This is a genomic window from Streptomyces sp. NPDC053069 (assembly GCF_044546895.1).
Classification (GTDB): Bacteria; Actinomycetota; Actinomycetes; order Streptomycetales; family Streptomycetaceae; genus Streptomyces.
The window spans coordinates 283,104-305,840 of record NZ_JBITZN010000006.1 but is presented as its reverse complement, the minus strand read 5'-3'; the positions used below and the strand labels follow the sequence as shown (position 1 = coordinate 305,840).

At 71.4% G+C, this 22,737-nt stretch carries 18 protein-coding genes; 7 read left to right on the top strand and 11 right to left on the bottom strand.

What is annotated here, in order from left to right; translation table 11 throughout:
* Window positions 1–197: 197 nt before the first annotated feature.
* Together ACIGXP_RS16510 and ACIGXP_RS16505 are read right to left on the bottom strand one after the other, a co-directional pair.
* Complete coding sequence (locus tag ACIGXP_RS16510) at window positions 198–1,487, bottom strand: citrate synthase (RefSeq protein WP_351245679.1); 1,290 nt, start codon at window positions 1,485–1,487, stop codon at window positions 198–200.
* Between the two features lie 236 nt (window positions 1,488–1,723).
* Window positions 1,724–3,976 carry an ATP-dependent RecD-like DNA helicase gene (locus tag ACIGXP_RS16505; protein ID WP_399768841.1) on the bottom strand — a complete coding sequence of 751 codons (2,253 nt, stop codon included), beginning with the start codon at window positions 3,974–3,976 and terminating at the stop codon, window positions 1,724–1,726.
* A gap of 138 nt (window positions 3,977–4,114) precedes the next feature.
* Here ACIGXP_RS16505 and ACIGXP_RS16500 point away from each other — a divergent pair, with 138 nt between their 5' ends.
* Window positions 4,115–5,017 (top strand): ribokinase, encoded by a 903-nt coding sequence (locus tag ACIGXP_RS16500; protein WP_399769091.1) that lies wholly within the window; start codon window positions 4,115–4,117, stop codon window positions 5,015–5,017.
* A gap of 25 nt (window positions 5,018–5,042) precedes the next feature.
* On the opposite strand, the gene ACIGXP_RS16495 is transcribed toward ACIGXP_RS16500, so the two are convergent.
* From ACIGXP_RS16495 to ACIGXP_RS16480, 4 genes are all read right to left on the bottom strand, one after another.
* Window positions 5,043–5,495, bottom strand: a complete 453-nt coding sequence (locus ACIGXP_RS16495; protein WP_399768839.1) for a hypothetical protein — start codon at window positions 5,493–5,495, stop codon at window positions 5,043–5,045.
* Between the two features lie 201 nt (window positions 5,496–5,696).
* A complete protein-coding gene (locus ACIGXP_RS16490; RefSeq protein WP_399768837.1) occupies window positions 5,697–6,527 on the bottom strand; it encodes a sugar phosphate isomerase/epimerase family protein in 831 nt (276 codons plus the stop codon).
* Window positions 6,524–7,675, bottom strand: a complete 1,152-nt coding sequence (locus ACIGXP_RS16485; protein ID WP_399768835.1) for a dihydrodipicolinate synthase family protein — start codon at window positions 7,673–7,675, stop codon at window positions 6,524–6,526. Before ACIGXP_RS16485 ends, ACIGXP_RS16490 begins: the two co-directional genes overlap by 4 nt.
* Window positions 7,672–8,823 carry a Gfo/Idh/MocA family protein gene (locus ACIGXP_RS16480; RefSeq protein WP_399768833.1) on the bottom strand — a complete coding sequence of 384 codons (1,152 nt, stop codon included), beginning with the start codon at window positions 8,821–8,823 and terminating at the stop codon, window positions 7,672–7,674. The genes ACIGXP_RS16485 and ACIGXP_RS16480 overlap by 4 nt, the downstream gene beginning before the upstream one ends.
* A gap of 232 nt (window positions 8,824–9,055) precedes the next feature.
* On the opposite strand from ACIGXP_RS16480, the gene ACIGXP_RS16475 reads away from it, so the two are divergent.
* Window positions 9,056–10,105 carry a LacI family DNA-binding transcriptional regulator gene (locus ACIGXP_RS16475; RefSeq protein WP_363213999.1) on the top strand — a complete coding sequence of 350 codons (1,050 nt, stop codon included), beginning with the start codon at window positions 9,056–9,058 and terminating at the stop codon, window positions 10,103–10,105.
* A 20-nt stretch (window positions 10,106–10,125) separates the two neighbouring features.
* Here ACIGXP_RS16475 and ACIGXP_RS16470 read toward each other — a convergent pair whose 3' ends face one another.
* Window positions 10,126–11,370: an FAD-dependent monooxygenase gene (locus ACIGXP_RS16470; RefSeq protein WP_399768831.1), complete on the bottom strand. Its 1,245-nt coding sequence runs from the start codon at window positions 11,368–11,370 to the stop codon at window positions 10,126–10,128.
* A gap of 146 nt (window positions 11,371–11,516) precedes the next feature.
* A complete protein-coding gene (locus ACIGXP_RS16465; RefSeq protein ID WP_399768829.1) occupies window positions 11,517–11,774 on the bottom strand; it encodes a hypothetical protein in 258 nt (85 codons plus the stop codon).
* A gap of 349 nt (window positions 11,775–12,123) precedes the next feature.
* Here ACIGXP_RS16465 and ACIGXP_RS16460 point away from each other — a divergent pair, with 349 nt between their 5' ends.
* From ACIGXP_RS16460 to ACIGXP_RS16445, 4 genes are all read left to right on the top strand, one after another.
* Window positions 12,124–13,053: a GNAT family N-acetyltransferase gene (locus tag ACIGXP_RS16460; protein WP_399768827.1), complete on the top strand. Its 930-nt coding sequence runs from the start codon at window positions 12,124–12,126 to the stop codon at window positions 13,051–13,053.
* Between the two features lie 146 nt (window positions 13,054–13,199).
* Window positions 13,200–14,000, top strand: a complete 801-nt coding sequence (locus ACIGXP_RS16455) for a sugar phosphate isomerase/epimerase family protein (RefSeq protein ID WP_399768825.1) — start codon at window positions 13,200–13,202, stop codon at window positions 13,998–14,000.
* 132 nt (window positions 14,001–14,132) lie between these two features.
* Window positions 14,133–15,380: an MFS transporter gene (locus ACIGXP_RS16450; protein WP_399768823.1), complete on the top strand. Its 1,248-nt coding sequence runs from the start codon at window positions 14,133–14,135 to the stop codon at window positions 15,378–15,380.
* Window positions 15,381–15,508: 128 nt separating this feature from the next.
* The gene (locus ACIGXP_RS16445; RefSeq protein WP_399768821.1) at window positions 15,509–16,927 is read left to right on the top strand and encodes a S28 family serine protease; all 1,419 of its coding nucleotides are present in this window, start codon (window positions 15,509–15,511) and stop codon (window positions 16,925–16,927) included.
* Window positions 16,928–16,934: 7 nt separating this feature from the next.
* Here the strand turns inward: ACIGXP_RS16445 and ACIGXP_RS16440 are convergent, their stop codons facing one another.
* On the bottom strand, window positions 16,935–17,543 hold the full coding sequence (locus ACIGXP_RS16440) for a hypothetical protein (RefSeq protein WP_399768819.1): 609 nt from the start codon (window positions 17,541–17,543) through the stop codon (window positions 16,935–16,937).
* Window positions 17,544–17,655: 112 nt separating this feature from the next.
* Complete coding sequence (locus ACIGXP_RS16435) at window positions 17,656–19,509, bottom strand: glycoside hydrolase family 3 protein (protein WP_399768817.1); 1,854 nt, start codon at window positions 19,507–19,509, stop codon at window positions 17,656–17,658.
* A 400-nt stretch (window positions 19,510–19,909) separates the two neighbouring features.
* On the opposite strand from ACIGXP_RS16435, the gene ACIGXP_RS16430 reads away from it, so the two are divergent.
* A complete protein-coding gene (locus ACIGXP_RS16430) occupies window positions 19,910–22,219 on the top strand; it encodes a DUF3376 domain-containing protein (protein ID WP_399768814.1) in 2,310 nt (769 codons plus the stop codon).
* A 76-nt stretch (window positions 22,220–22,295) separates the two neighbouring features.
* On the opposite strand, the gene ACIGXP_RS16425 is transcribed toward ACIGXP_RS16430, so the two are convergent.
* Complete coding sequence (locus ACIGXP_RS16425; RefSeq protein ID WP_399768812.1) at window positions 22,296–22,700, bottom strand: hypothetical protein; 405 nt, start codon at window positions 22,698–22,700, stop codon at window positions 22,296–22,298.
* Between the last annotated feature and the right edge of the window lie 37 nt (window positions 22,701–22,737).

Genomic DNA, 22,737 nt, shown 5'->3' with positions numbered 1-22,737 from the left:
TTCACCTGGTCAGCGGGCTCAGCCCGGTCAGCGAGGGTGACCGCACAAGCCCAAGGGGCGCGGGGAACTGCGCGACGAGCCACCACGGCCCCGCAGCCGCCCACGCACCCCCAGCGGCACCTCATCGGGCGCACTCGGCCAAGGGCACGACTCCGGCGAGAGGCACCGACAGACGCGGCGCCCCTCACCGGCAGGTGTCAGCGCTCCTCGACCGGCACGAAGTCGCGCAGCTCCACGCCCGTGTAGATCTGGCGCGGGCGGCCGATGCGGGAACCCGGCTCCTTGATCATCTCGGTCCACTGGGCGATCCAGCCCGGCAGGCGGCCGAGGGCGAACAGGACCGTGAACATCTCGGTCGGGAAGCCCATGGCCCGGTAGATCAGACCGGTGTAGAAGTCGACGTTCGGGTACAGCTTGCGCTCGACGAAGTAGTCGTCGGACAGCGCGTGCTCCTCCAGCTTCAGGGCGATGTCGAGGAGCTCGTCCTCCTTGCCCAGCGCGGAGAGCACATCGTGCGCGGCGGCCTTGATGATCTTGGCGCGGGGGTCGAAGTTCTTGTAGACCCGGTGGCCGAAGCCCATCAGGCGGACGCCGTCCTCCTTGTTCTTCACCTTGCGGATGAAGGTGTCGACGTCGGAGCCGGAGTCGCGGATGCCCTCCAGCATCTCCAGCACGGACTGGTTGGCACCGCCGTGCAGCGGGCCCCACAGCGCGCTGATGCCGGCCGAGATCGACGCGAACATGTTGGCCTGCGAGGAACCCACCAGGCGGACCGTCGAGGTCGAACAGTTCTGCTCGTGGTCGGCGTGCAGGATCAGCAGCTTGTCCAGCGCCGCGACGACGACCGGGTCCAGCTCGAACTCCTGCGCCGGGACCGAGAAGGTCATCCGCAGGAAGTTCTCGACGTAACCGAGGTCGTTGCGCGGGTAGACGAACGGGTGGCCGATCGACTTCTTGTACGCGTACGCCGCGATCGTCGGAAGCTTCGCGAGCAGCCGGATCGTGGAGAGGTCGCGCTGCTTCTCGTCGAACGGGTTGTGGCTGTCCTGGTAGAAGGTGGACAGCGCCGAAACGACCGAGGACAGCATGGCCATCGGGTGGGCGTCGCGCGGGAAGCCCTTGTAGAAGTTCTTGACGTCCTCGTGCAGCAGCGTGTGCCGCGTGATGTCGTTCTTGAACGTCGTCAGCTCGTCGACGGTGGGCAGCTCGCCGTTGATCAGCAGGTACGCCACCTCCAGGAAGGTGGAGCGCTCGGCCAGCTGCTCGATCGGGTAGCCGCGGTAGCGGAGGATGCCCGCCTCGCCGTCGAGGTAGGTGACAGCGGATTTATAGGCGGCCGTGTTGCCGTACCCGCTGTCCAGAGTCACCAGACCGGTCTGGGCGCGGAGCTTCCCGATGTCGAAGCCCTTGTCGCCGACGGTGCTGTCGACCACCGGGTAGGTGTACTCGCCGTCGCCGTACCGCAGTACTACAGAGTTGTCGCTCACGTCTTCCCTCACCGACGTAGTGCCTCATCTTCGAGGTGCCCTGACTGTCTCTACCATCCCCCATTTGGCTCAGGAGAGTGCACTCGGGGTCGACCATTGGGCCTATTGGCGGCACTCAGTGCCGCCAACCTGCTCATCCTGCCCCCTCCGAACGGCATCTGGAAGTGCTCTGTGACCTTCACGACTCATTTGATCGATCATTTTTTGTGATGCCGTCCGCCGGCCCTACGAGCGGGTTACGCCAGCCTGAAGTCCAGGGCCGTGCAGCGCCGCCCGGCCGACACCGTGCGCACCGCCTGTCCGATCGCCTTGCGGGAACCGACGAGAACGACCAGCCGCTTGGCCCGGGTGACCGCCGTGTAGAGCAGATTCCGCTGGAGCATCATCCATGCTCCGGTCGTGACGGGAATCACCACTGCGGGATATTCACTCCCCTGCGAACGGTGGATGGTCACCGCGTACGCATGTGCCAGTTCGTCCAGTTCGTCGAATTCGTACGGAACCTCCTCGTCCTCGTCCGTCAGCACCGTCAGGCGCTGGTCGACCGGGTCGAGCGAGGTGACGACGCCGACGGTGCCGTTGAAGACACCGTTCTTCCCTTTCTCGTAATTGTTGCGAATCTGGGTCACCTTGTCGCCGACGCGGAACACCCGGCCCCCGAACCGCTTCTCCGGCACATCGGGCCGCCCGGGCGTAATGGCCTGCTGCAGCAGCCCGTTGAGCACGCCGGCCCCGGCCGGCCCCCGGTGCATCGGCGCGAGCACCTGCACATCCCGGCGCGGATCGAGCCCGAACCTGGCCGGAATCCGCCGTGCGGCCACGTCCACGGTGAGCCGCCCGGCCTCCTCGGTGTCGTCCTCGACGAAGAGGAAGAAGTCGTTCAGCCCGTCGGTGAGCGGATGCTGCCCGGCATTGATCCGGTGTGCGTTCGTGACGACGCCGGACTGCTGGGCCTGCCGGAAGACCCGGGTGAGCCGGACGGCGGGGAGGGGACTCGCGTCGGCGAGCAGATCCCGCAGGACTTCACCGGCGCCGACGCTGGGCAACTGGTCCACATCCCCGACGAAGAGCAGATGAGCACCCGGGGGCACGGCCTTGACCAGCTTGTTGGCGAGCAGGAGGTCCAGCATGGAGGCCTCGTCCACCACGACGAGGTCGGCATCGAGCGGCCGGTCCCGGTCGTACGCCGCATCCCCTCCCGGCTTCAGCTCCAGCAGCCGGTGCACGGTCGAGGCCTCGGCTCCGGTCAGCTCGGCCAGCCGCTTGGCGGCACGCCCGGTCGGGGCGGCGAGCAGCACCTTGGCCCGCTTGGCCCGGGCCAGCTCCACGATCGAGCGAACCGTGAAGGACTTGCCGCAGCCCGGCCCGCCGGTGAGCACGGCGACCTTCTCACTGAGCGCGAGCTTGACGGCGGCTTCCTGCTCGGGGGCGAGATCGGCTCCGGTACGGCCCTTCAGCCAGCCCAGGGCCTTGTCCCAGTCCACGTCCCGGAAGGCGGGCATGCGGTCCTGGTCGGTCCGCAGCAGGCGCAGCAGCTGGGCGGAGAGGGACAGCTCGGCGCGGTGGAAAGGAACGAGGTAGACGGCGGTGACGGGCTCGCCGGCGGCACCGTCCGGGCCGGGCACCTTCTCCCGTACGACACCGGGATCGCCGCCGTCCTGCGGGGGTTCGGCCAGCTCGGCGAGGCACTCGATGACAAGCCCCGTGTCGACGGCGAGCAGCTTCACCGCATCCGAGATCAGCCGCTCCTCGGGAAGGAAACAGTGCCCCTGGTCGGCCGACTGGGACAAGGCGTACTGCAGCCCGGCCTTCACCCGCTCCGGGCTGTCGTGCGGGATGCCGACGGACTGGGCGATCTTGTCGGCGGTCAGGAAGCCGATGCCCCAGACGTCCGCGGCCAGGCGGTACGGCTGCTCCTTCACGACGTGGACGGACGCGTCGCCGTACTTCTTGTAGATCCGCACCGCGATGGACGTGGACACCTCGACGGTCTGGAGGAAGAGCATGACCTCCTTGATCGCCTTCTGCTCCTCCCAGGCGTCGGCGATCTTCTTGGTCCGCTTGGGCCCGAGGCCGGGCACTTCGATCAGCCGCTTGGGCTCCTCCTCGATGATCCGCAGCGTGTCCAGCCCGAAGTGCTGCGTGATCCGGTCGGCGAAGACCGGCCCGATGCCTTTGACCAGCCCGGACCCCAGGTAGCGCCGGATGCCCTGGACGGTGGCGGGCAGGACGGTCGTGTAGTTCTCCACATGGAACTGCTTTCCGTACTGAGGGTGCGACCCCCAGCGGCCCTCCATCCGCAGGGACTCCCCGACCTGGGCACCGAGCAGCGCGCCGACGACCGTGAGGAGATCGCCGCCGCCTCTTCCGGTGTCGACCCGGGCGACCGTGTAGCCGTTGTCCTCGTTGGCGTACGTGATCCTCTCCAGCACGCCTTCGACCACGGCAAACCGCCGCTCGCCGGTCTGGGTCCCCGCCTGCTGAGCCATGATCCGACAGTACCGGCGGGGTCTGACAAGGAGGGCCGAGCGCAAAGATGAGTGCAGCGACGACGGGCGGCCCCTGGAGCATCTCCGGCGGCGGTCCGCCCGACGTCATCTGTCCGGGGAGTCATGGGGAGTCAAGAGATGTACGACTACGACCTGCTGGTGGTGGGTTCGGCCAACGCCGACCTGGTGATCGGTGTCGAGCGGCGGCCGGCCGCCGGCGAGACGGTGCTCGGCGGCGACCTGGCCGTCCACCCGGGCGGCAAGGGCGCCAACCAGGCGGTCGCCGCGGCCCGGCTCGGCGCGGGTACGGCCCTGCTGGCCCGGGTCGGTGATGATGCTTACGGCCGGCTGCTCCTCGACTCCCTGCGCGCGGCCGGCGTGGACACGGTCGGTGTACTGGTGGGCGGGGCGCCGACGGGCGTGGCGCTGATCACCGTGGATCCTTCCGGGGACAACAGCATCGTGGTGTCGCCGGGTGCCAACGCCCGGCTCGCCCCGGCGGACGTCCGGGCGGCGGTGAGCCTCTTCCTGGCCTCCCGGGTGGTGTCGGCACAGCTGGAGATCCCGCTGGAGACGGTCGTGGAGGTCGTACGGAACCTGTCCCCGGACAGCCGCTTCGTGCTGAACCCGTCCCCGCCCCGGCCGCTGCCCACGGAGGTGCTGGCGGCCTGCGATCCGCTGATCGTCAATGAGCACGAGGCGCGGGTGATCCTCGGCGAGGCGTGTGTGAGCGGGGACCCGGCGGACTGGGCGCGGCTGCTGCTGGCCAAGGGCCCGCGCTCGGTGGTGGTGACGCTGGGCGCGCAGGGGGCGCTGGTGTGCGACGGCTCCGGGGTGGCGCGGGTCGGGGCGGTGAAGGTGGACGCGGTGGACACCACGGGTGCCGGGGACGCGTTCACGGCCGCGCTGGCCTGGAGGCTGGGGTCGGGATCGGCTCTCGCCGAGGCGGCGGCCTACGCGGCCCGGGTGGGGGCGGCGGCCGTGACGAAGCGGGGCGCGCAGGAGTCGTATCCGACGGCGGAGGAAGTCGGCGCACTGTGAGACGGGGTGCGAAGGAGTTGTCGGCCTATTGTGTGTCCGGGCGGGGGGCAGGATCGTCCAGGACGATGCCCCAGGTGTCGCCCTCCGCGATCCGCACCGTGAGTTCCTGGGTGCGGCGCGGCCCGGAGAAGTGCAGGACCACCTCCTGGCGTACGGAACCCTCGTCGAGGAAGTCGGCGGTCACTTCGGCGCGGGCCGCCGTGCCGTAGGCCCTGACCCAGGCGCGGGCCGCCGGGCCCGCGTCGTCGCCCTCGGTGTTCAGTGCGGCCAGGCCGTCGGCGTCCCCGTCGGCGAGCCGCCAGACGACCTTCTGGACCGTCTCCAGGCTGCCTGTACTGGGATGGCCCGTCACCCGCAGCGGACGGTGGTTCGCGTAGTCCGTCTGGTAGTCCAGGCCGTCCTGTCCGCCGGAGCAGGCCGTCAGGGCGGCACCGAGGACGAGCGTGACCGCGGCGGCCCGCATCAGGTTCGGTTGCACGGCCGGCTCCTCGGCTCGGGGCGCGGGTGATCACGCGCTCGGTGCGGTTCCACTTGGACAGGACGATGTCGCCGGCCCCGGCGTTCCCCGACCGAGCCGTGCGCCCCTGCTCTCCGCGACCGGTTTGACGTCCCGCAGGGATTGACCGAGCCTCCGGGCGAGACGGCGGAGCTCTTCCAAACCCGGTGCGCTGGGCCGCGGTTACAGGAAAGTCCGGTGGAAACGGTCCGCCGTCTCCGCCAGCACCTCCCGGCCGTCCCTGGCCCACAGCTCTTCGTTGAAGAGTTCGACCTCGATCGGGCCCGTGTAGCCGGCCGCCTCCACATGACCCCGCCACTCGCGCATGTCGATCGCGCCGTCGCCGATCTGGCCCCGGCCGGTCAGCACCCCCTCGGGCAGGGGTGTCGTCCAGTCGGCCAGCTGGAAGGCGTGGATACGGCCGCCCGCGCCCGCCCGGGCGATCTGCGCCGGCGCCTGGTCGTCCCACCAGATGTGGTACGTGTCCACCGCGACGCCCACCTGCTGGGCCGGGAAGCGTTCGGCGAGGTCGAGGGCCTGGGCCAGGGTGGAGACCACACAGCGGTCGGAGGCGTACATCGGGTGCAGCGCCTCCAGGGCGAGACGCACGCCGTGCTGCTCGGCGTAGGGGCCCAGTCGGGTGAGGGCGTCGGCGATCCGCTCGCGCGCCCCGCGCAGATCCCGGGAGCCCGCGGGCAGACCACCGGAGACCAGGAGGAGGGTGTCCGTGCCGAGGGCCGCCGCCTCCTCGATCGCGCGCCGGTTGTCCTCCAGGGCGCGGGACCGGTCCGCCGGGTCGATCGCCGTGAAGAAGCCGCCCCGGCACAGCGAGGTCACCGTCAGGCCCGCGTCCCGGACCAGCTCGGCGGTCTTCTCCAAGCCGTACGCGTGGACCGGTTCGCGCCACAGGCCCACCTGGCCGATGCCCAACCGGGCGCAGGCGGCGACCAGTTCCGGCAGCGACAGCTGCTTCACCGTCATCTGGTTGATGCTGAAACGCCCGAGACCGGTCATTGGTCCACCCCGTACAGGGACAGCAGGTTCTTCATCCGCTCCTCCGCGAGCCCGGGGTCCGGGAACAGGCCGAGGCCGTCGGCGAGTTCGTAGGCGCGGGCCAGGTGCGGCAGGGAGCGGGCCGACTGGAGGCCGCCGACCATGGTGAAGTGCGACTGGTGGCCCGCGAGCCAGGCCAGGAGGACCACGCCCGTCTTGTAGAAGCGGGTCGGGGTCTGGAAGAGGTGGCGGGACAGCTCCACCGTGGGGTCCAGCAGCCCCCGGAAGCCGGTCACATCCCCCGTGTCCAGGACCCGTACCGCCTCGGCCGCCAGCGGGCCCAGCGGGTCGAAGACGCCGAGCAGGGCGTGGCTGAAGCCCTGGTCGTCGCCCGCGATCAGCTCGGGGTAGTGGAAGTCGTCGCCGGTGTAGCAGCGGACCCCGCGGGGCAGACGGCGGCGGAGGCCGATCTCCCTCTGCGTGTCCAGCAACGACACCTTGATGCCGTCCACCTTGTCCGGATGAGCGGCGATGACCTCCAGGACCGTCTTCGTCGCCGCGTCCAGGTCGCCGGAGCCCCAGTAGCCCTCCAGCGCCGGGTCGAACATCGGTCCCAGCCAGTGCAGGATCACCGGCTCGGCCGCCTGGCGGAGCAGCCGGCCATAGATCTCCTGGTAGTCCTCGGGGCCGGAGGCGGCCGAGGCCAGCGCCCTGGAGGCCATCAGGATCGCCTGGGCGCCCGACTCCTCGACCACGGCCAGCTGTTCCTCGTAGGCCCCGCGGATCTCCGCCAGGGAACCGCCCGTGATCTGGTCGGTGCCGACCCCGCAGGCGATCCGGCCGCCCACGCTGTGAGCCTCCGCCGCCGACCGGCGGATCAGTTCGGCCGCGCCCGCCCAGTCCAGGCCCATGCCGCGCTGGGCGGTGTCCATCGCCTCGGCGACGCCGAGTCCGTGGGACCACAGGTGGCGGCGGAAGGCGAGGGTGGCGTCCCAGTCGACTGCGGCGGGCGAGTCGGGAGTCGTATCGGCGTACGGGTCGGCGACGACGTGGGCCGCCGAGAACACCGTACGGGAGGTGAAGGGGATGCCCGGTGTCACCGTCAGCGGTTCGGTGCGGGGCTCGTACGCCCGGAAACCCCCTTGGAGGTCCGGCAGTCGGATGGTCACAGGGCGATCTCCGGTACGTCGATACGGCGGCCCTCCGCCGAGGACCTCAGGGCCAGTTCGGCGAGTTGCACGCCGCGGGCGCCGGCCAGCAGGTCCCAGTGGTACGGCGCGTCGGCGCAGACGTGTTTGAGGAACAGCTCCCACTGGGCCTTGAAGCCGTTGCCGAAGTCCCCGTTGTCCGGTACCTCCTGCCACTGGTCGCGGAAGACCTCCGTGACGGGGAGGTCCGGGTTCCAGACCGGCTTGGGGGTCGCCGACCTGTGCTGCACCCGGCACTTCCTGAGTCCGGCCACCGCCGAGCCCTCGGTGCCGTCGACCTGGAACTCGACCAGTTCGTCGCGGTCGACCCGGACGGCCCAGGAGGAGTTGATCTGGGCCACGGCGCCGCCCTGCAACTCGAAGATGCCGTAGGCCGCGTCGTCCGCCGTCGCGTCGTAGGGCTTGCCGTCCTCGTCCCAGCGCTGCGGGATGTGGGTGGTGGCCAGGGCCTGGACGGAGGTCACCCGGCCGAACAGCTCGTGCAGGACGTATTCCCAGTGCGGGAACATGTCGACGACGATGCCACCGCCGTCCTCGGCGCGGTAGTTCCAGGAGGGGCGCTGGGCGGGCTGCCAGTCGCCCTCGAACACCCAGTAGCCGAACTCGCCGCGGACGGAGAGGATGCGGCCGAAGAAGCCGCCGTCGATCAGCCGCTTCAGCTTCAGCAGGCCCGGCAGGAAGATCTTGTCCTGGACGACACCGTGCTTGATGCCCTTCTCATGGGCGAGGCGGGCGAGTTCGAGGGCGTCCGCCAGTCCCGTCGCCGTCGGCTTCTCGGTGTAGATGTGCTTGCCCGCGGCGATCGCCTTCCTGATCGACTCCTCGCGGGCGGAGGTGACCTGGGCATCGAAGTAGATGTCGACGGCCGGGTCGGACAGGACGGCGTCGAGGTCGGTGGACACGTGCTCCAGGCCGTGCCGGCCGGCGATCTCGCGCAGGGCGTGCGCGCGGCGGCCGAGCAGGACCGGCTCCGGCCACAGCACGGTGCCGTCGCCGAGATCGAGGCCGCCCTGGTCGCGCAGGGCGAGGATCGACCGGACGAGGTGCTGGCGGTAGCCCATGCGCCCGGTCACGCCGTTCATGGCGATACGCACCGTCTTGCGTGTCACGTCAGTTCCCTTCGCGCAGCACGGAGACCACCACGGCAAGCGCTTTCTACAAGGTGAGAAGCTAGCCCTTGGCCGGTGTCTGCACAAGACCGTGTCCCCTTCGAGTTGTTCGAGGGGGCGAACAAAGAGGGTCCTTGGCTTTAAGGTCTGCTGGAAGTCCGCTCGGAACCAGGAGCAGGACCTGCCTGTCTACGAGGGCGTACGACACAATGCGCGACCGGAGGACGACGACATGACGGTGACCCTGGCGGATGTGGCGGCCCGCGCCCAGGTCTCCCCCGCGACGGTGTCGCGCGTACTGAACGGCAACTACCCGGTGGCCGCCTCCACGCGCGAACGGGTACTGCGGGCGGTGGACGAGCTGGACTACGTCCTCAACGGCCCGGCGAGCTCCCTCGCTGCGGCCACCTCCGATCTGGTCGGCATCCTCGTCAACGACATCGCCGACCCTTTCTTCGGCATCATGGCGAGTGCGATCCAGGCCGAGATCGGGGGCGTCGGGGGCGGCCGCGCGGGCGGTGAGCGGCTCGCGGTGGTCTGCAACACGGGCGGCTCACCGGAGCGTGAGCTGACGTATCTGACCCTGCTGCAGCGGCAGCGGGCGGCGGCCGTGGTGCTGACCGGCGGGGCCGTGGAGGACGCGCCGCACGCGGCGGCGGTCGCGGCGAAGCTGCGCAAGCTCACGGAGGCCGGGACCCGGGTGGTGCTGTGCGGGCGGCCGCCGGCACCCGACACCGGCGCCGTCGCCCTCACCTTCGACAACCGGGGCGGTGCCCGCCGGCTCACCGAGCACCTCGTCGGCCTCGGCCACCGCCGCCTCGGCTACATCGCGGGCCCCGAGGAGCGTACGACCACCCGGCACCGCCTGGAGGGCCACCGGGCGGCGCTGGCCGCGGCGGGCATCGAGGAGGACCCGCGCTGGACGGTGCACGGGCGCTACGACCGCCAGTCCGGTTACGAGGCCACGGTCGAGCTGCTGCGCCGCGATCCGTCGCTGACGGCGGTCGTCGCCGCGAACGACTCCGTGGCGCTGGGAGCATGCGCGGCGTTGCGGGAGTCGGGGCTGAGGATTCCGGAGGACGTGTCGGTGGCCGGGTTCGACGACCTGCCGTTCAGCATCGACGCGGTGCCTTCCCTGACGACGGTGCGATTGCCGCTGGCGGAGGCCGGGGCGCGGGCCGGGCGGGTCGCCATGGGGCGGGAGGAGCCGCCGCCCGGGGGTGTTGCGGCCGTGCAGGGGGAGTTGATGGTGCGGGGGTCTTCGGGTGTGCCCCGCGTCTGAGCTGCCGTGAGGCGTCCCGTTCACTGCCGGCCGGGAAGTGTCCGGCCCAGCAGCGGCAGCGCGGCCTCGCCCCTGCGGCGGTCCCGGTACCAGCGCCTTCCGGTGTCGTAGGCCCGCCGGGCCCGGCGTACCGCGGCGATCTGGGTGGCGAGGTGGACCTGGTAGCGCCAGGGGTGCTGGCGGCCCTGGCGTACGGACATGGCGTAGGCGAAGGAGACCGGGTCACGGTCCAGGTAGTCGTCCAGTTGCTCGAACCAGGCCATGCTGGAGCGCGCTCCCGCCTGCACGGGGTGCAGTTCCGCACGGCGGTGCCGGTCGTACTCGCGCAGCGCCACCTGCGTATCGGGGTACCGCGCGAGGCTGTGGGCCAGCACGATCGCGTCGATCATCGCCAGCCGGGTCCCGGAGCCCAGCGTGAAGTGTGTGGTGTGCGCGGCGTCGCCGGCCAGGACGAGGTTGCCGTCGGCGTCGTCGTACCACGTCTTGTTGCTGATGTGCTGGAACCGCTGCCACTTCGCCGGTTCTCCGCGTGCGCTGCTGATCAGGGAGTGGCCGTCGAGGGCACGGTGGAAGATCTTCTCCAGCAGGGGCAGGGCGTCGTCCGGTTCGAGCGTGTCGAGGCCCAGGCCCTGCCAGGTCTGCGGTGAGCACTCGACGATGCAGGTGCTGATGCCGCGGATCGACGGGTAGGCGTGGAACCAGATCCAGCCCGCGGGGGTCTCCTCGAAGTCGAACACGAAGCTGGCGAACTGCCGGTCCGTGCCGAGCCAGATGTAGGGGTTGCGGCCGGTCTCGATCCGGGTGCCGAAGTGGTCGGCACGGCTTTGCCGGATCCGGCTGCCCGCACCGTCGGCGGCCACGACCAGGTCGGCCTCCGGCAGGTCGGCGGGGTCCGTGAGGTTCTGTCCGTGCCGGACGTCGACGCCGAGCGCCCGCGCGCGCCGGGTCAGTACGTCCAGCAGGGCCGCGCGGCCCATGCTGTAGCCGTAGCCCCCGAAGTACGCCGTGCCGTCGTGCCGGCTGCCGTGCAGGCGGATCTCCTGGTCCTGCCAGAGCACGGAACCGGCGCTCACGGCGCGGGCGCTCTCGGGGTCGTTGCGGTGCAGGATGTCCAGCAGGTCGTTCCAGTACACGACGCCCCAGCCGTAGGTGGCCTCCGGCGGGTCGCGCTCGATGACGATGATCTCGTGCCCGGCGTCCCTCAGCTTCGCGGAGATGGAGAAGTACAGCCCGGCCGGGCCTCCGCCCACGCAGACGATCCTCATCAGGTCCTCCCACCGCCGTCACGGCCAGGGGCCCGGAAGGCCCCCTCCGTCCCGCACCGCAGATGTCCGACAGGGATCCGGGCGCCCCATGGGTCGGGCACCCGGATCTCCTGTCGTGTCAGAGGGTGTCGATCGCGACGGGCGACTCAGTAGTCGTCGTCGTCATCGCCCCAGCCCCAGCCGCCGTGGTCGTCTCCTCCTCCCCAACCGCCGTCGCCGTGGTCGCCCCAGCCGCCGCCGTGGTCGCCTCCGCCCCAGCCACCACCGTGGTCCGAGGCTGCGACGTGGTCGGGGGCGGCAGCAGTGGCCGCGCTGACGGCTCCGGCTCCGGCGGCGATGGCCAGGATCGGCGCCGAGCAGACCGCGATGGCCACTCTCTTGATGCGGGTGGTGTGCGCGCGCATGATGAGCCCCTCTCCGGAGGGTGTGATGGATTTCCGGCGGCCGTGACGGGCCGTCAGTCTGCGCTCCGTAGCCTGCGCGTAGCTCCGTGCGTGATCGCGCCGCCCGTGATGTGCTCCGGCGGCGGATCGTCACTCCCGATGCAGAACGGGCATATGTGACGTTTGTTCTTAAACTACGACGAGGTTGCGACGAAGTCAAAACGAGCGGGCCGGCGCGGAGAGGCAGCGGGAGCGAGGCCCAACTTCCCGTACGCGTATGCCGTTTCCCCGGCCGTGGACGCGGGCGGGCAGCGGGTTTACGCTCGGACGGGCGATATCTCTGACTGAGTCAAGCATCCGGGGGCCGATCATGACCGTGCAGGACGTCCGCGCCTTCAACCGCTTCTACACGGGCGTCATCGGCGCCCTCGACTACGGCCGCCATCTCTACGCCCCGTACACCCTCACCGAATCCCGCGTGCTGTACGAACTCGCCCAGGTCCCGCACCTGGACGCGGCCGACCTGCGCGCACTGCTCGGCCTGGACGCCGGGTATCTGAGCCGGATCCTGAACAAATTCGAGGACGCCGGGCTGATCGAGCGCGGACCCTCCGAGAACGATCCGCGCCGGCGGCGGGTGCGGCTCGCCGCGCGGGGTCACGAGGCCGCCGGGCTGCTGGACGAGCGGGCACGGGACACGGTCGGGGCCCTGCTCGACACCGTGGCCACGGCCGACCGGCCCCGCCTCGCGGAGGCCATGCGGACCATCCAGGACCTCCTCGGCGAGGGGCGCGCCCGGTCCGGCGAGGTGGTGCTGCGCGAGCCGCTTCCGGGGGACCTCGGCTGGATCGTCCAGCGCAACGCCGCGCTGTACGCGGCCGAGTACGGCTGGAACGCCGACTACGAGGGGCTGGTCGCCCGGATCGTCGCCGACTTCGCCGAGGATCACGACCCGCATCTGGAGCGGGTGTGGATCGCCGAGCAGGGCGGGCGGCCGGTGGGCTGCGTGATGTGCGTACGGGACGACACGCCCGCCACCGCGCGGCTGCGGCTGCTGCTCGTCGAGCCCGAGGCCCGCGGGCACGGTATCGGGGACCGGCTGGTGCGGGCCGTGATCGACTTCGCGCGCGAGGTCGGCTACCGCGACCTGGTGCTGTGGACCAACGACGTGCTGAGCGGCGCCCGCCGCATCTACCAGCGCCACGGCTTCGTCCTCGCCGCCGAGAAACCGCACCGCTCGTTCGGCAAGGACCTGGTGGGTCAGGACTGGCGGCTGGAGCTGCGCGCGACGGGCGGATGACCGGCGCACCCCTCGTCCTCGGCACCGAGAACCCCAGCACTCCCTCGCTGAGAAGCTCACCGGCCGGAACCGGCGGCGAGCGACTGACGGCCGGGACTGGCGGCGGTACTGCGCGGATCGGGCGTGTGGCGAGTAGGGTCCGCCCCATGAAGCTGGCGTTCTCCACTCTCGGTGTCCCCGGCCTGCCCGTCACGGAGGTCCTCGCGCTCGCGACCGCGCACGGCTATCACGGAGTCGAACTGCGCGCCCACCCGGAGGAGCCGGTGCACCCCGGCCTCTCCCCCGCCGAACGAGCCGAGACGGCCGCCCTGTTCAAGGCGGCCGGAGTCGAGGTGCTGGGCCTCGCCGGGTACGCACGTGTCGCCGCGCCCGGCGCGGACGCACCCGTACTGGCGGAGATCCGGGACCTCCTCCACCTCGCCCACGACCTGGGCGCGCCCTTCGTCCGGGTCTTCCCCGGCGCCGACCCCGAGCGTCCCGCCGAGGAGTCCGACGCGCTCGCCGCCCGGCGGCTCGGCACCGCCGCCGAGGACGCTGCCGCGCTGGGGGTGCGGATCCTGCTGGAGACGCATGACTCGCATCCCACCGGTGCCGACGCGATCCGCGTGCTGGGCCCGGTCGGCCATCGGCAGGTGGGTGCGCTGTGGGACGTGATGCACACCTGGCTGGGTGGCGAGCAGCCCTCCGACACCTATGCGGCGCTCGCTCCGCACCTCGGGTATGTGCAGGTCAAGGACATCGCGTCGGCCGACGACACGGCGCCGCTGCCGCTGGGCTCGGGGGTGCTGCCGCTCACCGAGTGCGTGGATGTGCTCTTGCGGCGCGGGTGGGACGGATGGCTGTGCTGGGAGTACGAGAAACGGTGGTACGAGGCTGCCGCCCCGCTCGCGGGGTTGCTGGATGCGGGTCGGGAGCACTTGCTGCGCTTGCTGGACGAGGCGGCCTAGGCCGACGGGGCCCAGCCCGGCGCCCTCGCGGCGCAGCCGCATGTCGCACACAGCCCCGCGCCGCCACCGGCGCTGCCCCGCACCCCGGTTAATTCGCTGGCCGGAGCGCAGGCGCCCGGCTAGCCTCCCCCGGTGATTCGGGGCTCGCTCATCGACATACGGCCGCTGCGCACCTCGCCCGTCTTCCGGCGGCTGCTGATCGGGCGGACCGTGTCCACGCTGGGTGGGTTCATGACCGTGGTGACGGTCATGTACCAGGTGTGGGACGTGACCCGCAGCACGGCCTGGACCGGCGCGGTCGGGCTCGCGCAGGCGCTGCCGCTGGTGGTGTTCGGGCTCTTCGCGGGGGCCTGGGTGGACCGGGCGGACCGGCGGCGGATCTTTCTGACGGCGACCGTGGGCCAGGCGGCCTGTTCCCTGCTGCTGGCCGTGCAGGGTTTCACCGGGCATGTCCCGGTGGTGGCCGTCCTCGCGCTGGTCGCCGCGCGGTCGGCGTTCGGCGCGCTGGGTGCCCCGGCGGCCGGGGTCTTCGTGCCGCGGCTGCTGCCCCGGGACCAGGTGGCCGCCGGTCTGGCCCTCAACCAGATCACCGGCCAGGCGATGCTGCTCCTCGGTCCGGCGCTGGGCGGTGTGCTGCTGGGCTGGCTGGGTCTCGGCACCTGTTATCTGCTGGACGCCCTCAGCTTCGGCCTCGCCTTCTACGGCGCGTTCGGGCTGCCCGCGCTCCCTCCGCAGGGCGAGCCGTCGCGGGCGGGCGTGCACGGGGTGCTGGACGGGCTGCGGTTCCTGGCCGGGCACCGGGTGGTGCGCGGCGCGCTGATCACCGATCTCGCCGCGACCGTGCTGTCCTTCCCGGTCAGTCTGTTCCCGCTGGTCAACGCCGAACGGTTCGGCAACGACCCGCGCACCCTCGGCCTGTTCCTGTCGGCTGTGGCGGTGGGCGGGATCGCGGCGACGGCGCTGTCGGGGGCCGTGACCCGGCTCGGCCGGCCGGGCGCGGTCATGCTGGGCGCGGCGGCCGTGTGGGGCGCCGCCCTGGTCCTCTTCGGGCTGACGACGAACCCGTGGACCGGCCTCGCCCTGCTCGTCGTCGCGGGCGCCGGGGACACCCTCTCGGTCGTCTCCCGGTCCACGATCGTGCAGACCCGCACCCCGGACGCGCTGCTCGGCCGGGTCACGGCGGCCGAGCAGATCGTCGGCCAGGCGGGCCCCGACCTCGGCAATGTGCGCGGCGGCCTGGTCGCGGGCTGGACCTCCGGCGCGACCTCGCTGATCACCGGCGGTCTGCTGTGCCTGCTGGCGGTGGCGACGGTCGCCGCGACGACGCCCGAGCTGAGGGAGCAATCCGCGCCCTCCATGGAGCCGACAGCAGCTGACTGACCATCAGTGACGGCCCCGGAACACGCGTCTCCCGTCGTCTCGCGCAAATCCCCCTGGCGTGACACCAGTTGCTCCGATAGCTTCCGGCGCACATGTGTCTCACAACAGTCACCCAGGGGAGAGTGCGCATGCACAAGGTGCTCAGATGGCTGCTGGCGCTCGCGGTGTTCATAGGCACGCTGAGCAGCACAGCGGCCGGCGCGGCCACCGCCGCACAGTCCGGGCCCACCGACATCAAGGACCGGCTGCTGTCCATACCGGGCATGAGCCTGATCGAGGAGAAGCCGTACCCCGGCTACCGCTTCTTCGTCCTGAACTACACCCAGCCGATCGACCACCGGCACCCGGAACGCGGCACCTTCCAGCAGCGGATCACCGTGCTGCACAAGGACACCAGCCGCCCGACGGTCTTCTACACCAGCGGCTACAACGTCTCCACGGCCCCCTCGCGCCGCGAGCCCACCCAGATCGTGGACGGCAACCAGGTCTCCCTGGAGTACCGCTTCTTCACTCCGTCCCGCCCCGACCCCGCCGACTGGTCCAAGCTGGACATCTGGCAGGCGGCCAGCGACCAGCACCGGGTCTACCAGGCGCTGAAGCCGGTCTACGGCGGCAACTGGCTCGCCACCGGCGGCTCCAAGGGCGGCATGACGGCCACGTACTACGAGCGGTTCTACCCGCGTGACATGGACGGCGTGGTGGCCTATGTCGCCCCCAACGACGTCGTCAACGACGAGGACTCCGCCTACGACCGCTTCTTCGCGCACGTCGGCACCAAGGAGTGCCGGGACCGGCTGAACGCCGTCCAGCGGGAGGCGCTGGTGCGCCGCAAGCAGCTGGAGCAGCGGTACGCGCAGTACGCCGCCGGCAAGGGCTACACCTTCGACACCGTCGGCGGGCTGGACAAGGCGTACGAGGCGGTCGTCCTGGACTATGTGTGGGGCTTCTGGCAGTACAGCCTGCTGAAGGACTGCGACACCGTCCCGGCGAACGCGGCCACGGCGAGCGACGAGGAGATCTGGAACTCGGTCGACACCATCTCCGGTTTCTCCGCCTACACCGACCAGGGCCTCGCGCAGTACACGCCGTACTACTACCAGGCGGGGACCCAGCTCGGCGCTCCGACCATCCACTTCCCGCACATCGAGCGCACGTTGATCCGCTACGGCTACCAGCCGCCGCGCAACTACGTGCCCCGCTCCATCCCGATGCGCTTCCAGCCGTACGTGATGCGGGACGTGGACGCATGGGTCCGGCACCACGCCACGCACATGCTCTTCGTGTACGGCCAGAACGACCCCTGGGGTTCGGAGCGCTTCCGGCTCGGTTCGGGTGCGCGTGACGCGTACGTCTTCACGGCGCCCGGCATGAACCACGGCGCGAACGTGGCGGGCCTGGTGCCGGATCAGAAGGCTCTCGCCACGGAGCGCATCCTGGAGTGGGCCGGAGCCTCCTCCACCGCCGTGGCCCGGGCGAAGCCCCTGGCCGGCTTCGACGCCGGGCTGGACGTCCGGGATCCTGAGCGCGAGCCCGCGCTGAGGCCGTAGAGGACAGTCACACCCGCCCGGCGCAGCCCACCGGGTTCCGGCCGCCCAGCTGGACGTACAACGACGTCGACGCCGGGCAGTCCTCGCGGGCCGGCGCCGCCCTGGTGATCCGGTACTGGGGCCGGTGTCCGCCGGAGCCGTCGCAGGGCGTCTCGCGGACCTGGCCCTCGCCGGAGGTGTACACGCAGTCGCCGGGGATCGTGCGCGGGCCGCCCCCGCCGCCGGGGTCGCCGGGGTGCGGGGGCTCCAGGTTGCGCATGCAGGCGTAGCCCTGGGGGATGGCGCCGTCGCCGTCCTCGTCGCCGGCTGCGGCCTGGGCGCTGATGTGCAGCACGAAGTCGGTGGTCGTCGGGCACGAGGGGCCGTCGCTCGCCGCGCCGTCGTAGCGGGCGACGACCCTCGCCGCCGCCCGCTCGCTGGTGCAGGGCACCTCGGTGAAGCTGGTCGTGCCGAAGGAACTGCACTCGCCGACCGCGAGGAACTCGGCGCCGTAGCCGCTGGTCGCGGCGGGGGTGGGGCGGGCGTCGCCGACGGGGGCGCCCGCCGGGGCCCGGCAGCCGGTCAGCAGGACGGCCAGCAGCAGGCACGCGAGTCCTGCGGCACCCTTCCCACGCATGGCAACCCCCCTGACACCCCGGTCCAGCGTGGCCCTTGGCAGTGCGGCCACGCCAGACATGCGGGCGGGTTTCCGCCCATTGGGGGTATTGCGCCCGGTGTGTGGCGTACGGCTAGTACGTCAGCCCGTGCCCGATCGGGTACAGCACCTGCGTGGGGTCGTCGGCCCGCTGCACCGGCACCGGCAGCCTGCCGCGCGGCGCCACGCGTCCGGCGATCACGCGTGCGGCGGCGCGCACTTCGACGTCCGTCCAGCCGTAGGACGCCAGGCAGGCCTTGACGGCGGGGAGTTGAGCCACGTCGTAGGGGTTGCGGACGGCGAGGGCGACCAGGGGGCTGCCGGTGTCCAGCAGGTGGTCCACCAGCGTCTGCTGGGCACTGCCTGCCGTCACGTTGTACGTCGCCACGATCACCGCGTCCGCGTCCTGCGCGGCCGTGACCGCCTTGGCGATGGTCGCGGCGGAGGGCGAGGTGCCGGTGGACAGGGCCGTGGCGGTGAAGCCCAGCTCGGTGAGGGCGGCCGCCAGCACGGCGGTGGGCGGGCCGGTGGTGCCGGAGGGGGAGGCCGGGTCCGCGCCGACGACGAGGAGGCGGGGCTCGGTCCGGGGGTCGAAGGGAAGCGTGTGGTCCTCGTTGACCAGCAGGGTGGTGGTCCGCTCGGCGATCCGGTCGGCGGCGGCCAGGTGCGCCTTGGTGCCCACCGTGCGCTCGATGCGGTTCCGGTCGGTGTACGGGTCGTCGAGGAGACCGAGCCCGGCCTTCAGACGCAGGATGCGCAGGATCGATTCGTCCAGCCGGGACTCGGTCAGCTCGCCCTCCTGGACGGCCTTCAGCACGGCGTTCCAGGCCACGTCGAGGTACGGCGGGTTGAGCAGCTGATCGACGCCGGCCTTCAGCGCGAGCACCGGCACCCGGTCGTCGCCGTACTTGGTGCGGACGCCCTCCATGCCGAGGGAGTCGGTGATCACGACGCCGTCGTAGCCGAGTTCGCCGCGCAGGATGCCGGTGAGGATCGGGTGGGAGAGGGTGGCCGGGTCGCCGGAGTCGTCCAGGGCCGGGAACTGGATGTGCGCGGTCATGATGGAGTCGATGCCGGCGGCGATCGCCTCCCGGAACGGTACGGCGTCCAGCTTCTCCCACAGGTCCCTGCTGTGGGTGATGACCGGGAAACCGGTGTGGCTGTCGACGGCGGTGTCGCCGTGGCCCGGGAAGTGCTTGGCGGTGGCCGCGACCCGGGACTTCTGATAGCCCCTCACCTCGGCGGCCACCAGCGCGGCGACGGCGTCCGGGTCGGCACCGAACGACCGTACGCCGATGACCGGGTTGGCCGGGTTGACGTTGACGTCGGCGTCCGGGGAGTAGTCCTGGTTGATGCCCATCGCGCGCAGCTCGGCGCCGGAGATGCGGCCGAGGGTGTGCGCGTCTGCGCGGGAGCCTCCGGCGCCGATCGCCATCGCGCCGGGGAAGAGGGTGGCGGGCTTGCCGACCCGGCAGACCGCGCCGTGCTCCTGGTCGGTGGCGATGAGCACCGGCAGGCCGCGCGGCTGGTCCAGACTGGCCTGCTGGATGCCGGCGGAGAGGTCCGCGATCTGGTGCGGGTCACGGGTGTTGTGGGCCCAGGTGAAGTAGATGATCCCGCCGACGCGGTACCTGGCGATCAGCTCGGCTGCGGTGCGGACGCCGATCTCCTTGAGGTTGGCGTCGATGTCGGCCTGGTCGGGGGCGGTCGCGGAGTGGCCGTAGACCCGCATCACGAAGAGCTGGCCGACCTTTTCCTGAAGCGTCATCCGGGAGATCAGGGCGCGCAGCCGGCGGTCCTCGCCGGCTGCGGCGGCGCGGGCGGTCGTCGGTACGGTCAGCGCGGCGGTGAGGCCCGCGGTGGCGGCGAGGACGGCGCGTCTGGACGGCCGTGCGGTGTTTCCCGTGCTTCCCGTGCTGGTGTCGCTTCCCGTGCTGGTGTCGGGCACGTGCGCTCCTTCCAGAGGAGAACCGCTGAAGGAAACTTCCGAGGAGTCACCAATATCCAGGAAGTTTCTTTCCGTCAAGGGAATGCACAGTAACCGCAGAAGGGGCCGCCACCGGCGCAGGGGAGGGGGGCGCGCCGGTGGCGGCGGGCTGTCGGCCGCGCCGCGGCAAAGAGGGTGGGTCGGCGTTCGCGGCCAGTCGCGAAGGGCCGACACCACGGCACGGGGACTCGTCCGGCAACCTGCGCGTTGGACGCAACCGACCCGCGCCGGGTTCCGTGCGGGCGCGCCGTCGCCCGGACGGACCGCCCTCGGTGGCGCCTGCCCCGCAGGACGGCGAGGCTGGGGCCGTCATGACCCAAGGCGGATCGGTCCGGGCGTCCGGCCCGCTGGAGGAGGCCGCATGCACGACCGGAAGCGGACGCCGATCTCCGAGCGGCTGCACCGCGCCCACGCCGCGGTGCTACGGCGCGGCTCCTCCGACCCGCCGAGGGCCGAACACCGCATCGCCCTCGTGATGAACGGCGGCGTCAGTCTCGCCGTGTGGATGGGCGGCGTCACCCATGAACTCGACCTGCTCCGGCGGGCGTCCAGGGGGGACCCCGCGAGCAGTGTCCCGCCGGAGGAACGCGAGGTCTTCCGGATCTGGCAGCAGGTGGCGGAGGACGCCGGGGCCGAGGTGAAGATCGACATCATCTCCGGCACGTCCGCGGGCGGCCTCAACGGCCTGCTGCTGGCCACGGCCGTCGCCCGTGGATCCCGGCTCGTGAACCTCCGCGACCTGTGGCTGCAGGTCGCCTCGCTGGACAAGCTGTGCCGGACCGGGCGCCGGGCCCGCAGGAAGACCCTCCTCGACGGAAGCTGGTTCGAGAAGAAGGTGACGGAAGCCCTCGCCGACCTGTTTCCGGGACGGCAGCAGCTCTCGGAACGCGTCACGCTCTTCGTCACCGCCACCGCGCTGGACGGCCGTCACCGCACCTACGAGGACAGCGCCGGCAGTGCCTTCGGCGTGCGCGACCACCGCCGCATGTACCGGTTCCGCAATGAGCCCGAGACCTTCGGCTATGTGGAGCGGGGGACCGCGTGGGAGCTCGACGAGTCCGCCTTCGACGACTTCGCCGACACCCGCCTCCGGGCCCTGGCCAGGGCGGCACGCGCCACGGCCGGCTATCCGGTGGCCTTTCAGCCGGTCAGCGAACATCCCCTCCTCGACCACCGGGTCCACCCGGAGAAACGGCTCGACGTCCCCGCGAGCTGTGTGATGGACGGTGGTGTCCTCAACAACGCGCCCTTCACCCCGGTGCTCGACGAGATCACCGAACGCCGCGGCGGCCCGGCCGAGCGTGTCCTCATGTTCGTGGTCCCCTCCGGCGGAATGCCGGCCGACGAGGCGGTCAAGAACCAGCGGTGCCACGACATCGGCATCGTGACGGCGGCCTGGAGCGCACTCAACTACCCCCAGGAGGTCGACTTCCGTTCCGGGATCGACGACGTACAGCTCCGCCTGGAACTCAGCGGGCCCAGATCCCAGGACGAACTGCTGGAGCGGCTGCTCGACCCCGGCCGGGGCCACGAGGAGGAGCGCGCCATGCGGGAGGCGGCACAAGCGCTGTACGCCGAGTACCGCAGGGGCCGGGTCATGGCCGTACGGAGACGGCTGGCCCTCACCAATGCGCGGGTGACCGCGCTGAGAACCGCCGAGGGGCCCGACGAGCGCACCCTGCGCGAGATCCTCGCGCTGGACCTGCTGTGGCTGCCGCCCGCCGACGCGACAAGCCTGACCGAGCCCGGCCTCCAGGAGTGGCGCTGGGGTCTCACCCCCGCGGAACGCCTTCTGCAGGGCCTGCTGTTCCAGCTCCATCAGCTGCTCGACGCGGCACGCCAAGCCGCGGACCGGACGAGGGAGAGCAGGGCCGCCGCCGCGATCCGGCTCGTCAACGACAGCCTGTTGAAGGTCATCGCCGTCAACGAGGCCGTACGCGAGAAGACGCGCTGGGACGAGTGCCCGCCGGGGCCCTGGGAGGAGGCGCAGCGGCTCGACAAGGTGTTCGCGGATCTCTCGGTCCCGGCACAGGCCGGGAAGCAGGTGCGTGAGGCCGCGGCCTGCTTCCTGGAGACGGCGCACGCCGACGGCCGTTACGAGCGATGGGAGCGACCGGAGGACGTGGTGGCCGCCATGCTGGTGGTGGAGGTCCTCACCCAGGCCTTCGCCCCTCCCGCGCGGGCCATGGAGAAACTCTCCCCCGACTTCCGGTTCCTGCGGCTCGGCCCGGACGACATGGGCCCCCTGTTCAACGAGGACTGGTCGGTGGGCCTGGGCGGCAAGAAGCTGTACGGGCTGCGCTGCTACCACTTCGCCGCGTTCATGAGCAGGAAGTGGCGCCATTACGACTTCACCTGGGGCCGGCTCGACGCCGCCCATCACCTGCTCGGTCTGCTCAGGGGACAGCAGGACGGCGAGGAGACCGAACGGCGGCTCCACGAGGCGATCCTGCGGGCGGAGACCCCGCCCGGGAAGGGCGACCCCGTCGCGTACATGAGGGCCCGCCTGAAGGAACTCGTGAACATGACCGACGACGAGATCCTGGTGCACGGGCTGCCCGCCAGGACGGTGCGGAACCTGCTGCACCCGCTGGGCCGTTGGCGGCTCCTGGGCGATGTGCTGGTCCGGGGATACCTGTGGCGCGCGCGACGGCGGGGCCGCCGCCGGTGAGACCGGCGCGTGCGGTGCCCGTCCTGCGCACCCGGGGCGCCGGCCACGACGACCCCGGGTGCGTCCGCACGTCAGCTCAGCACAGGATCCATCCCGAGTCGACCGACCCGCGCGTTCCCACCGAGCCCTTGACCCACACGCAGCGACGGCCGGCGTGGACCGTCACCGGGCCCGCGAGCAGCCGGTAGCGCCCCTTGTCGACGACCGGGCGGCCGCCACGGACCTGGACGCTGACGGACATCGTCTGGGTGGTGCCGGGGTGCCGGGCGACGGTGACCGCACAGACGTAGCCGTCGCGCTTGTAGACGTGTGTCACCCCGCTGCTGAACTGCCGGGTCCACACCTCGCGCCCGGCGCAGCCGCCGGCCGTGCCCGCCGCCGCGGCGGTACCGGATGTCACAAAACCGAGCACGCCGGTCGCGGCCAGCACTGCCGCGCCGAGCGCCAGGCGTCGGCGTATCCCACCACTGTCCACTGTCATCCTCCCCGTATGTGGTCGTGCACCCCCGAATGCCGTA